The organism is Psychrobacter sp. H27 (assembly GCF_059072655.1).
Window position 1 is genome coordinate 813,467 of the sequence record NZ_JCACRX010000001.1, and the last position, 12,627, is coordinate 826,093.

10 protein-coding genes and 2 riboswitches are annotated in these 12,627 nt (G+C 45.3%); of the genes, 5 read left to right on the forward strand and 5 right to left on the reverse strand.

Annotated features, from left to right (window positions below):
- Positions 1-3: 3 nt before the first annotated feature.
- The 4 genes from AC5JPY_RS03135 to AC5JPY_RS03150 all read right to left on the reverse strand — a co-directional run bounded on the left by AC5JPY_RS03135 (position 4) and on the right by AC5JPY_RS03150 (position 3,780).
- Positions 4-1,227: a vWA domain-containing protein gene (locus tag AC5JPY_RS03135; protein ID WP_493852092.1), complete on the reverse strand. Its 1,224-nt coding sequence runs from the start codon at positions 1,225-1,227 to the stop codon at positions 4-6.
- A 56-nt stretch (positions 1,228-1,283) separates the two neighbouring features.
- Positions 1,284-2,132 carry an AAA family ATPase gene (locus AC5JPY_RS03140; protein ID WP_443526263.1) on the reverse strand — a complete coding sequence of 283 codons (849 nt, stop codon included), beginning with the start codon at positions 2,130-2,132 and terminating at the stop codon, positions 1,284-1,286.
- Positions 2,133-2,509: 377 nt separating this feature from the next.
- Positions 2,510-3,226, reverse strand: coding sequence for a hypothetical protein (locus tag AC5JPY_RS03145; RefSeq protein ID WP_493852093.1), 717 nt, complete (start codon positions 3,224-3,226; stop codon positions 2,510-2,512).
- Between the two features lie 233 nt (positions 3,227-3,459).
- Positions 3,460-3,780 (reverse strand): YcgL domain-containing protein, encoded by a 321-nt coding sequence (locus AC5JPY_RS03150; protein WP_493852094.1) that lies wholly within the window; start codon positions 3,778-3,780, stop codon positions 3,460-3,462.
- 260 nt (positions 3,781-4,040) lie between these two features.
- A riboswitch (glycine riboswitch) is annotated at positions 4,041-4,182 on the forward strand.
- Positions 4,183-4,249: 67 nt separating this feature from the next.
- A riboswitch (glycine riboswitch) is annotated at positions 4,250-4,398 on the forward strand.
- Positions 4,399-4,566: 168 nt separating this feature from the next.
- On the opposite strand from AC5JPY_RS03150, the gene gcvT reads away from it, so the two are divergent.
- The 5 genes from gcvT (at position 4,567) to AC5JPY_RS03175 (ending at position 11,214) form a co-directional block, all read left to right on the forward strand.
- Positions 4,567-5,739: a glycine cleavage system aminomethyltransferase GcvT gene (gene gcvT / locus AC5JPY_RS03155; protein WP_493852095.1), complete on the forward strand. Its 1,173-nt coding sequence runs from the start codon at positions 4,567-4,569 to the stop codon at positions 5,737-5,739.
- 117 nt (positions 5,740-5,856) lie between these two features.
- Positions 5,857-6,237, forward strand: a complete 381-nt coding sequence (gene gcvH / locus AC5JPY_RS03160) for a glycine cleavage system protein GcvH (protein WP_057760766.1) — start codon at positions 5,857-5,859, stop codon at positions 6,235-6,237.
- 372 nt (positions 6,238-6,609) lie between these two features.
- Entirely contained in the window at positions 6,610-7,368 is a 759-nt protein-coding gene (locus AC5JPY_RS03165; RefSeq protein WP_493852096.1) for a nitroreductase family protein, read from the forward strand.
- Between the two features lie 64 nt (positions 7,369-7,432).
- Positions 7,433-10,330, forward strand: coding sequence for an aminomethyl-transferring glycine dehydrogenase (gene gcvP / locus AC5JPY_RS03170; RefSeq protein WP_493852097.1), 2,898 nt, complete (start codon positions 7,433-7,435; stop codon positions 10,328-10,330).
- Between the two features lie 194 nt (positions 10,331-10,524).
- Positions 10,525-11,214: an esterase/lipase family protein gene (locus AC5JPY_RS03175; protein WP_319050521.1), complete on the forward strand. Its 690-nt coding sequence runs from the start codon at positions 10,525-10,527 to the stop codon at positions 11,212-11,214.
- A 45-nt stretch (positions 11,215-11,259) separates the two neighbouring features.
- Here AC5JPY_RS03175 and AC5JPY_RS03180 read toward each other — a convergent pair whose 3' ends face one another.
- On the reverse strand, positions 11,260-12,573 hold the full coding sequence (locus tag AC5JPY_RS03180) for a ribonuclease D (RefSeq protein WP_493852098.1): 1,314 nt from the start codon (positions 12,571-12,573) through the stop codon (positions 11,260-11,262).
- Positions 12,574-12,627 lie beyond the last annotated feature (54 nt).

The following is a 12,627-nucleotide window of genomic DNA, read 5'->3' on the forward strand; positions in this document are numbered from 1 at the left end:
GCATTACCGCGCCATATATTGAGTCATCTCCTCAACACCATGCAAGGTCATCGGGTACATTTTGTTTTCAAACAGCTTTTTGATCTCAACGATGGTTTGGGTGTACTGCCAGTAGCTTGGATTTTCAGGATTGAGCCAAGTTACTTTATCAAAATGCTCAAGTACGCGCTTGAGCCATACGATACCCGCCTCGTCATTCATATACTCGACACTGCCGCCTACTGTCATCAGCTCATAGGGTGACATAGAGGCATCACCGACGAAAATGACTCGATACTCTCGACCATATTTATTAAGTAACTCAAAAGTCGGCATCGGGGCACTGTGTCGACGGTTGTTATCCTTCCACACGTAATCGTACAAGCAGTTGTGAAAATAAAAGAACTCTAACGTTTGAAATTCATTCTTTGCTGCAGAAAACAGTTTTTCTAGTGTTTCAACGTGGATATCCATACTACCGCCCACATCGAACAGCATCAGTACTTTGACGCGGTTACGACGCTCCGCTTGCATATGAATATCGAGCACGCCCTTTTTTGCGGTACGTTTGATCGTCTCATGAATATCGAGCTCATCTGCACTGCCCGTACGTGCAAACTGACGCAGGTTACGTAGTGCCATCTGGATTTGACGGGTACCAAGCTGATTGTTGTCATCGAGGTTACGGTATTTACGCTGCTCCCAGACTTTTGCGGCGCTGCGTTTGCGTGATTCACCGCCGACGCGCACACCTTCTGGATGATCACCGTAAGCTCCAAATGGCGAAGTGCCACCTGTGCCGACCCATTTACTACCACCTTGGTGACGCTCTTTTTGCTCTTTTAACCGCTCTTCTAGCGCCTTCATCAACTCTTCTAATGAGCCATACTTCTTCAGCAGACGTCTTTGCTCTTCGGTTAGGTTTTTTGGATCCAGCTTTAGATCAAGCCACTCTTTGGGTACGTCTGTCAGTTTTGCCAACAGCGCATCCATATCAAGGCTATCTACCCCTTCAAAGTAATCTGCCATTGCCCGATCAAATTTATCAAAATGACGCTCGTCTTTGACCATACACAGCCGAATCAACCGGTACATGTCTTCACGACTCGCAAAAGTAGTGAGTGCTGGGTCTTCAGGATGCGTCTGCATCATCAGCCCTTTATCTAAAGCGGCATTGAGATCAAGCAGTTCACGCGTACTGACTGGCACGCCATAGGTCCGCAAAGTATAGAATAGTTTTATAAACATAAGCACTGCACCACTAATTGACGTAAAACAAAAAAAGCATCTTCACCTATATGCGCTTAACGGCGCATCATATTGGCAAAACGCTGCAATAAATTCACATCCGCTTCGTTTTTGAGCAGCGCGCCATATAGTGGCGGAATAGACTTTTCGCCACGTAGGTTTTCTTCTAGCTCCTCTTGTGCCATATCATCAGCTAGCAACAAGGTCAACCAATCAACCAATTCAGACGTTGATGGTGGCTTTTTGAGGCCCTGAATATTACGTAATTTATAGAATATATCCAAAGCATCGTTGACCAGTTTTTCTTGAATATCAGGGAAATGCACCTCAATGATCTGGCGCATGGTTTGCTCTTCTGGAAAGTCGATATAATGGAAAAAACAACGACGCAAAAAAGCATCTGGTAGCTCTTTTTCGTTGTTTGAGGTGATGATCACGACAGGACGCTGCTCTGCGGTGATGGTCTCGCCCGTCTCATAAACATAAAAAGACATCTTATCAAGCTCATGTAGCAAATCATTTGGGAATTCAATATCTGCTTTATCGATCTCATCGATCAATAGTACGCTACGCTCTTTACTGGTAAAGGCATCCCATAACTTACCTGGCTTGATATAGTTACCAATCTCATAAACCTTGTCATCACCCAACTGCGAATCACGCAGGCGCGATACTGCATCATACTCATACAGACCTTGCTCAGCTTTGGTGGTCGACTTGATATGCCAAGTAATCAGCGGCATACCTAAGCTTTCTGCGACCTCTTCGGCCAGCAGAGTCTTACCAGTCCCTGGCTCACCTTTGATCAGTAGCGGCTTTTGTAATGTCATAGCCGCATTCACTGCCAGTTGCAGGTCATCTGTTGCGATATAGTTTTGTGTGCCTGTAAAGGTTTTGTCGGTCATAGTCAGATCTCGATTGTTGTTATAAATGAGGGGTTGTAGATGAATGGGTGTAAAAAGTGGATAACAAATCAATATAATAAATTAGATTATCACAGCCTGACGTATTGCCAAAATACTCATGCGTTCGCAGTTATTAACAATTGTTATGTGTGCCTAATAATGTGCCTAACAAGCTGTCATTGTTGATATAACCTACAAACAATCTTGCACACAAATAGTTTGGCGCGAAAGTAATATGCCACAACATCAATCTGGCACAAAAAAAGACACGCCTTGGTGTCTTTTTTATTTACTCTTTATATTCTGAACGTATGAGTCCATTGTGTAAGCAGGCACTACCTTTCTGTCGCTTTCCAGACTCTATCGCTTTCCAAATTCTATCGCTTTTCAGAGATTTTATTATCTGCTTTTTTGGATAGTGTACTGTCTTTCGTTAGGCTAACATTGTTGTCTGCTTTTGTACTAGCACCGTCTTTATAAACATTGTCTTTATGATGACTGGTTTCAGTCTTAGCAGACAGTGTAGACTCATCAGACGGTTCACTCAGCGTAGCGCTGTCCGCCAAATAGCTGCCTGTCGTCAGTTGCATCGTCGCCTGTGTATCTTCTGCGCTGCGGCTACGTGCTTTGTCCAGACTGGAGGCAAAAGCACCGCGTATCAGCTGCCACAAAAAGCCGATGAATAATCCGAAAACCAATACCACTAATATCGGTAACATATTGGCAATCGCACCTGCAAAATCTTTCATCATGATAGCGTAGACCACACTGATACTGGCTGGTGCAAGCTCACTGGCATCACCAAGCGCTGTACCTGGCGCTAATAGCACGGCAAACAATATCATCCAACTCATACCGCCTAAGGGTTTTGGCAGTACACGAGCGACCAGTAGCCACAATACCAGCACCACGATAGCACCGCCAAGATAAGCATACATTGGCAGATCCGCGGGCGGTACGTTCTTTACCATCTGACCCCACCAAATAGCAATCTCGCCGAGAATGTCACTGATAGATTCTAATGGTAAGCTGTGTAAGATATTTTTTAACCAGTCCATGCGTGTGTTGTTACCTGCGTTTATCACCGATGACACATTGTGCCTAGCAGTGTATGGTGCGTGCTATCGTACCAAAATAAGACTCAATAAATAATCGATACATATCATCGGTGCCGATTATTTAATTCTCTATATAGATGTCGCGGACTGTCAGTTTATCACGACTCTCTACCCAAATGCATGTGAACGAATGTGTCACGGACGCTTTAACCATACCGCTGTAGAGACCACACTCTAGATCACTTTGCCATCATACCTCAACCAGCACACTAATCATAAATGCTGTCTTGTGCTTCACGAGCGCGCAGCTCTGCTTGGCGACGCATCACATCTTGCGGCGGCAGCTGTACAAAATAGCCTTGAGACTGCAGTTTTGTCAGTACTTCTGCTTTATCAACACGCGCAAGTGTTGGCGTCGCTGCCAAGTCCAAATGCATGACAAACTTGCTACGACCTAACCCTGCACGGAAATCTTTTGGTAACACACCAAGCCAGTCTTTTATTTCATCAGTATCATCAGGATAATCAGGACGCGCAATGTAGACATACATATCGTCATGTTTGGGAAATTTATAAATATCGCAATGCATAAAAACCACCTATCAGAAACTATGGGCGTAGGTTAGCATATTTCAGGTAAATACCAGTAGTTGCTTTGCGTTTTGCTATGGTAATTTTTGCGATTATATATGGTTTGAAATGGTTTAAAAACTGCTATAGAGACAGAAAATACAATACTAACGCTCGCATACTGTCAGTAAGCTGCCCAAACAAAATATGATTTTTGCTAAATTTATCGATTTTAATGGCTCGGATGACTTGTAAAAGCGCTTTGAACCTTTCATAATAAAAGCGTTTTTCAGGAGAGCGTTATAGGCGCCTATTTTTTTGTATCGAACCCTATTGGTGATACAAAATTCACGACCGCCATATAACCACCGAAGGCGCATCCACCCTGCCAATCGCTCAGGTAAAAGGACTGAAAAACGCATGTCACTGTTGTTTGATAGTGTCGCGCTCATAGCGCACTACACCTTCAAAACACTTTCAAACCTCAGGCATAACAAATCTGGAGAGTGGTAAGAACGGACGACGTCTTACCCACCGAAGGGGAGAAAATACGCTATCATCGATTATAGGGTTTATATCATTGCCCATAAATGATGATTCGTGTTGAAAATCTCAGGTCACAGGACAGATGGGGCTTTAGCTCAAATTGACGTTCAGCGTCTATTTGGCTTACGTCTTTATCTTTGCTTTCTGTGTCAACCTTTGATGTAATATTTGCACCTTGCAATATTGCTTCTCGCTACTTTCACGTTGCGCATTATGCCCGGCTCTACTGAGCTTGACTGATGTACACATAAGGATTTGTTATGACTGATACCCAAGATACTCACTCTAAAGCGCCTCAGCGTACCCCTTTTTACCAGTCTCACATTGATAGTGAGGGCAAACTGGTCGACTTCTCTGGTTGGGAATTGCCCATCAATTACGGTTCACAAATCGAAGAACATGACGCTGTAAGAACAGATGCTGGTATGTTTGATGTCTCACATATGGTGGTGACTGATATCAAAGGTGCTGATACTAAAGCATGGCTACAGAAGTTACTTGCCAACGATGTCAATAAACTCACTACCACTGGTAAAGCGCTATACTCTGGTATGCTCAATGAGCAAGGCGGCGTCATTGATGATTTGATTGTCTACCTGATGAATGCCGATGAAACTGAATACCGTATCGTCTCTAACGCCGCCACTCGTGACAAAGACTTAGCACAGTTTAATAAAGTTGCTGCAGGTTTTGATATTACGATTACCGAGCGTCCTGAACTTGCTATGCTTGCTGTTCAAGGTCCAAATGCTATTGCAAAACTGGCAGCTACCAAGCCAAGTTGGGCAAATACCTTAGCAGGACTAAAACCTTTCGTTGGTGCTGATTTGACAGATATTGAAGGCCCTGATTGGTTTGTGGCTCGTACTGGCTATACTGGTGAAGATGGGGTCGAGGTCATCATGCATGGTGATGATGCCCCTGCTTTCTTTGAGCAATTAAAAGCAAATGGTATCAAGCCTGCCGGTCTTGGCGCGCGTGATACGCTGCGTATGGAAGCCGGTATGAACCTGTATGGTCACGATATGGATGAGACCATCAGCCCTTACGAGTGCAACATGGGCTGGACGCTTGCACTAAAAGACGACCGCGCTTTTGTCGGCCGTGAAGCATTGGTCAGTAAACGTAAGCAGTCAAAAGAAGACAACACCGCTATGAAACAAGTGGGTCTACTATTGACCACGCGCGGCGTATTGCGTGAAGGCATGACAGTGACTATCAATCAAGGCACTGATAACGAGCAAACTGGCATTATCACCAGTGGCACATTCTCCCCTAGCCTAAAAAACTCAATCGCAATTGCCCGTGTGCCTGCCAGCGTATCAGAAGATGACAGCGTACAAGTCGATCTACGCGGCAAAGGTAAGTTCGTCGATGTGCGCGTATTGAAGCTACCTTTTGTCCGCAACGGCAAGCAACAGTTTGACTCTTAGGTCTTATAAATTCTATCATTAGAGCGCGTTGTCATTTTGCACACGATTATAAAAATGACAACACGCCCAGCCTCCATTACTTTTGTTAATTAACCTCTATCATTTAGGAGAGAGACCATGAGCAACATCCCAGCAGAGCTAAAATATATTGCGAGCCATGAGTGGTTACGCCTAGAAGACGACGGTACGATCACTGTTGGTATTACTGACCATGCTCAAGACCTATTGGGTGATGTGGTATTCGTTGAGCTACCAGACGTAGGCGATATCATCGCTGTTGATGACGAAATCTCAGTTGTTGAATCAGTAAAAGCAGCTTCTGACGTTTATGCCCCTATCTCAGGTGAAGTTATTGCGATCAATGAAGCACTAGAAGATGATCCAGAGATCATCAACTCTGACCCATATGGCGAAGGTTGGTTCTTTAGAATGAAGCCTGACAATATCGCTGACTACGAAGCACTAATGACTGCTGATGAGTACGAAAGCGACTTGTAAGCTAAACACGTAAGCTAAGCATGCTACTTATAAGTTAAACATGCTCTTATAAGGCATTAGCATTTGTAAAACTTTAGCTTATACAAAGCACTAGCCCCGACTAAACATCATAGATACTGGCAGCAGCTGGTATCTATATTCTCTATTTAAACAACTTGAAAACCTTTCTTATGAAAAGTATTGGCTCATTGACCATACTTGTCATTTAAAAGTAGCTTTATATATAGATCTCCAAAAATCATTATCGTCTGATGTTACTGCTCTCAAGCGTTATCTCATTGACTCGTATTGATCACCTATTCGAATCCCAATGAATACGTGCTATCAATAACGACGCAAACTGATAACCCAATTCTCAGCATGGATCCTAATATGAATGCCAACACCGATAATAAAGACCCCATTTCCACACCAAATCATACGCCGCAGCTACAAGCCTTCCGCGATATTGTAGAGTCACGCCGTTCAGTACGCCGCTTCACTGACACGCCCATACCTGATGATGTATTGGCAGACTGTCTACGCTTGGCGATGCTAGCGCCGAACTCTAGCAATTTGCAGCCGTGGGAGTTTTATGTTATCGATGATGCTGACAACAAAAAACGTGCCATCAAAAACTGCATGAATCAAAACGCGGCAAAAACATCAGCACGTTTGATTGCTATCGTTGCTCGCACCGACATCTGGCATGAGCATGCTCAGCAAATATTGCGCGAGTATCCCGATCAGCCAGTCCCAAAGAAAGTGAAAGACTACTATAACAAAGTCGTTACGATGGACTTTTTGCGCGGCCCAGCCAACGTGGTTTCGGCTGCAAAATGGGGCGCCACGCAAGTGGTCAGACGCGTCAAAGGCCCTCTCAAATCGCCTTACTATACCTTTGAAGACACCAAAAACTGGGCAACCAATAACACCGCGCTTGCCGCCGAAAACCTAATGTTGGCACTACGTGCTCATGGGTTTGATAGCTGTCCTATGGGCGGCTTTGATGAGCCTGCCATGAAAGCGTTGCTCAATCTTAGCGACGACCATCATATCGTTATGATGATTGGCGCAGGTGAGCGTGCTGACAATGGCGTTTACAACACTCAGTTCCGCTTTGATCAAAAACAGTTTGTGCATTACGTATAACGTACCGCTCACCTTATTCCCTTAATTGCTATTTTGTTTATTACTCCCTTAACCAAGGATTGTCATGACTATCTCTCAAAACCCATCGTTTAATACCTTTCAAGGATTGTTCAACGAAGCTGAATTTGTCTATCGCCACTTAGGCTCAAATGAGACTAAGCAAGCTGACCTACTCAGCGCTGTTGGTTATAAAGATATGCAAAGCTTTATCAATGACACAGTGCCTGAGCCAGTGCGCTTGCACAAAGAGTTGGATTTGCCAGTGGCGATGAGTGAGCATGCTGCACTTGCCAAACTGCGCACGATGGCAGACGACATCACTGTTAATAAAAGCTATATCGGCCAAGGCTACTCGCCTGTGCGTATGCCTGCTGTTATTCAGCGTAATGTCCTTGAAAATCCAGGCTGGTATACGGCTTATACGCCTTATCAAGCAGAAATCGCTCAAGGTCGTCTAGAAGCATTGCTAAACTTCCAGCAAGTATGTATCGATTTGACTGGTCTGGAGCTGGCTGGTGCGTCATTGCTTGATGAAGCGACGGCAGCGGCAGAAGCGATGGCGATGTCAAAGCGCGTGAGCAAAAGTAAATCAACGCAGTATTTCGTCGATGAGCGTGTCTATCCGCAGACGCTAGATGTTATTAATACTCGTGCCAAATACTTCGGTTGGGACGTGGTCGTTGGTGATTTTGAAACGGCTAAATCTGGCGACTACTTCGGCGCATTATTCCAATATGTTGGCGTAGAAGGTGACGTTAAAGATTTAACAGATGTCATCAGTGCCGTAAAAGAAAACAAAACCTATGTGAGTGTCGTCAGCGACATCATGAGCTTGGTGCTACTTAAGTCACCTGCCGATATGGGTGCAGACGTGGCACTAGGTAGCACACAGCGTTTTGGTATCCCAATGGGCTTTGGTGGTCCACATGCCGCTTTCTTTGCATTTTCTGATAAAGCCAAGCGTTCAGCGCCTGGTCGTATCATTGGTGTGTCAAAAGACGCACAAGGCAATACCGCACTGCGTATGGCACTACAAACACGTGAGCAGCATATCCGCCGCGAAAAAGCCAACTCAAACATCTGTACGTCACAGGTATTACTAGCCAATCTCGCTGGTATGTACGCGGTCTATCATGGTCCAGGCGGCGTCAAACGCATTGCCACGCGTATTCATGCCTTTGCGACTGCTTTCGCTGATGCTATCAAAGAAGCCAATGACAGCAGCCTAAATGTAGTACATGATCAATTCTTTGATACCGTTGTGATTGATTGCGGTTCAGAAAAACTGGCTACTCAAATCTTCAAAAACGCAGACAACGTGGGCTACAACTTATGGCGTCTAAGCGACACCAAATTAAGCGTTGCTTTTAGTGAAACCAGCGATCAGCAAGATTTTAAAATCTTGACTCAGCTTTTTGTAAGTAAGTCTCACGAGCTACCTGAAACCGCTCGCGTTTCTCTCGATAGTGCGCATCTGCGTACAGATAATATCTTGTCACATCCAGTATTCAACTCGCATCATACCGAGCATGAAATGCTGCGTTATCTCAAGTCGCTCGAAGACAAAGATCTAGCGATGAACCGTAGCATGATTTCACTGGGCAGCTGCACTATGAAATTGAATGCCACCAGTGAGATGCTACCAATCACTTGGCCTGAGTTCGCCAACGTGCATCCTTTTGCACCGCGTGACCAAGTCACCGGCTATATTGCGATGATTGATAGTTTGCAAGATCAGCTCAAAGCCATTACTGGGTTTGATGACGTCTCTATGCAGCCAAACTCTGGCGCCTCTGGTGAATATGCTGGTCTACTCGCTATTCGCCGTTATCACGCGTCACTCGGCGAGACCGATCGCGATGTGTGCCTGATTCCAATGTCAGCACACGGTACCAACCCTGCGACCGCCATGATGATGGGCATGAAAGTCGTCGTCGTCAAAACCGATGAGAATGGCAACGTTGATATCGATGATTTGACAGCCAAATGTGAAGAGCACAGTGATCGTCTAGGTGCGCTAATGATCACTTATCCATCGACGCATGGTGTGTTTGAAGAAGGTATCCGCAATATCTGTGATTTGACTCATAAGCACGGCGGTCAGGTCTATATGGATGGCGCTAACATGAATGCTCAGGTTGGTATGATGCAGCCTGCAGACGTTGGTGCTGATGTATTGCACATGAACCTGCACAAAACCTTCTGTATCCCTCATGGTGGCGGTGGTCCAGGTATGGGTCCTATCGGTATGAAGGCGCATTTGGCACCATTTATGGCCAACCACACCTTGAGCCCTGTACATAATGCGCAAAAAGACTGCTCAGCAGTATCGGCAGCCCCTTATGGCTCAGCGAGCATCTTGCCTATTTCATGGATGTACATTGCTATGATGGGCCGTGATGGTCTGCTAAAAGCGACAGAGCTGGCATTACTAAACGCCAATTACGTAGCAGCCGAGCTAAAAGGCCACTACCCTGTCCTATATGCAGGCAAAAACGGCCGCGTGGCTCACGAATGTATTATTGATATTCGTCCGTTAAAAGAAGAGACTGGTATCACTGAAAGCGATATCGCTAAGCGCTTGATGGATTATGGTTTCCATTCACCAACGATGAGCTTCCCAGTCGCTGGTACGCTAATGATTGAACCGACAGAGTCTGAGTCAAAAGAAGAATTGGATCGCTTTATTAGCGCGCTAAAATCTATCAAAGCTGAAGCAATCAAAGCCAAAGCGGGCGAAGATAACTGGACGCTAGAAGACAATCCATTGGTCAATGCACCGCATACGGCTGCTATGATTACTGGTGAAGAATGGACGCATCCATACAGCCGTGAGACTGCTGCGTTCCCACTACCTTATATCCGTGCAAACAAGTTCTGGCCAAGTGTGGCACGCGTTGATGATGCGTACGGTGATAAGAACCTAATGTGCTCTTGCCCAAGTATCGAAAACTATATGTAATCGTTACTATTTAAACGCTACATGTATAAAAAACCTCCAAGCCAGCTACTGGCTTGGAGGTTTTTATTTTGCTGACTTTTTATATACTCGATTAACAGGTACTATTACTGATAGTAGTATTTATAAAAATGGAAAATGTATCCACAACGAGACACTTAACTTAGATTTTTCAAAGCAGTTAATTGGGCAATACTATGCAACACAAATCACCTAAACGAAAGACGCGTGTCATCCTAATACATGGTTTACATCAGACAGCTTGGGTAATGCGCCCACTTGCCAAACGTTTGCAAGCCTCGGGGTTTGATACCTATCAATATAGCTACCGGAGCATGCGTGATAGCATCAAAACCAATAGCGCACGCTTAAACCATTGGTTAGAGAAAAACCATCATCCAGACCATCCCATAGATCTGGTCGGACACAGTTTGGGCGGTCTAATCATTCGTGATTTTGTCGCTCAATACCCTAAATGGCAGATTGGCCATTGTGTGACGCTAGGGACGCCGCATGTCGGCAGTGTTTGTGCCGATTATATCTGGCGGCTGACTCCTGCTGTCGTTGGTCGCTCCTACATCGATGCCTTAGATGGTACTGTCGCACCACTACCACAGCATGTGACCCTTGGCGTGATCGCTGGCAATCGTCCTTATGGTTTGGGTCAAATGTTTTTGCAGTATCACAATCGCAAGCTGCGTAAATCAGATAAGCCGCCACTCAAAGAGCATCTGGCACATGACGGAACCGTCTACATAGAGGAAACTAAGATTGAGGCGGCAGCAGATCATATCACCCTGCCTGTCTCTCATACTGGTATGCTCGTAAACCCAGAGGTCGCTGAGCAGACCAAATACTTCTTAGTACACGGTGTCTTTAAACGCTAACGATTAAACGCTATCTTGGATATCGGCTCTTAGCTTTACTAGACGTTATTGGGCATTGATGCCCATGCCTTGACGCAACTCAGTTTTGTGCTTTTCGATCACTGGTATCAAGGTTTGTATGACCCAGTCATTACGCCAGCCCTTCAGCCCTTGTGGCAATTGGCTAACATCTTTATCAAGAGCGACGACTTCATACAATTGTCCTAGCCATTTTTTGCGCATTAGTACGCTAGCAGGTACACCAGTCTCTCGTGCATGCTCATCAATCGCTTGTTGCACCGCTTTGGACAGCACTTTATTTTTTGAGCGATATGGCGGCACTAGGCAGTCTGGATGTTCTGTGAATGGCAAGCTTTTTGCCTCTCTTATTACTTTTAGCAACTCTTCACCATACAGACGCAGCATACTGCGGTGCATCGTTGTTTTGTGCGACAGCTCACGCATACTGTTCGGTTTTTCGGTGACGATCTCACGTACCGCTTGTTTCTTGATGATAAAGGTACGCGGCTGATTGGTCGCACGTGCCAGCTCTTCTCGCCACGTCGCCACTCCTTTGAGGATAGCCATTTGCTGTGAGGTATAGCGATAGTCGGCCATCGTGAGATACATCGCCTCGTCTTCGACATGCTGCGCATCATACAAGTCACTGGCATAGAGCTGACAATCAGCCCAGACATACTCGTACAGTCCTTGTGATTTTAGTGCATGCTCAATACTCAGATATAGTGCTGGCAAGTAGCGCACGTCATCAATTGCATACTGCTCTTGCTCAGCTGTCAACGGGCGCTGTAGCCAGTCAGATTGACTGTGCTCTTTATCAATATGCATATCCAGTTGGTCGGCGAGCGCCTGCTGGTAGCCCATTTGCAATTGACCTGTTAAATAAGACAAGGCAATCTGCGTATCAAAGATATTGGTCAGTGGCGGACAACCAGACAGCAGATAAAAAATCCCTAAATCTTCACCGCAAGCATGCCAAATAGCCACATCGACTTTACGCAGTGCCTCCCATAACTCTGCCAGCTGTAATTGCGGGGCATCCAGTAGATACACATGATCGCCAGTATTGAGTTGTACCAGTGCCAAACGTGGATAATAAGTGTCACGCTTGATAAACTCCGTATCCAATGCCACACGTCCACAAATTGCTAAGGCGTCAATAACGTCAACTAATTGATTCTGCTCACGCACCCAAGTGATATCAACCGCATCGGCAATATCCAGCAATGCGTCAATGTCTAATGTATCAACGTCTAACGCTGTTGGTATCGTTTCAGTGCGAGCTGATTGCTCTGAGACATCAGTAGTCATGCTATCTGGATCAGAATGGGCTAGAGCGTTTGAAACATTATTAGACACGGACAGATACCTGCATATATAAGAGAAAATAAAACGCTAATATGCATCTTATTA

Bases quoted from the DNA above. Each gene is read 5' to 3' on its own strand.
- gcvT (WP_493852095.1), top strand. From the start codon at position 4,567: ATGACTGATACCCAAGATACTCACTCTAAAGCGCCTCAGCGTACCCCT.
- AC5JPY_RS03165 (WP_493852096.1), top strand. From the start codon at position 6,610: ATGAATGCCAACACCGATAATAAAGACCCCATTTCCACACCAAATCAT.
- gcvP (WP_493852097.1), top strand. From the start codon at position 7,433: ATGACTATCTCTCAAAACCCATCGTTTAATACCTTTCAAGGATTGTTC.
- AC5JPY_RS03175 (WP_319050521.1), top strand. From the start codon at position 10,525: ATGCAACACAAATCACCTAAACGAAAGACGCGTGTCATCCTAATACAT.
- AC5JPY_RS03140 (WP_443526263.1), bottom strand. From the start codon at position 2,132: ATGACCGACAAAACCTTTACAGGCACACAAAACTATATCGCAACAGAT.
- AC5JPY_RS03150 (WP_493852094.1), bottom strand. From the start codon at position 3,780: ATGCATTGCGATATTTATAAATTTCCCAAACATGACGATATGTATGTC.
- gcvH (WP_057760766.1), top strand. From the start codon at position 5,857: ATGAGCAACATCCCAGCAGAGCTAAAATATATTGCGAGCCATGAGTGG.
- AC5JPY_RS03135 (WP_493852092.1), bottom strand. From the start codon at position 1,227: ATGTTTATAAAACTATTCTATACTTTGCGGACCTATGGCGTGCCAGTC.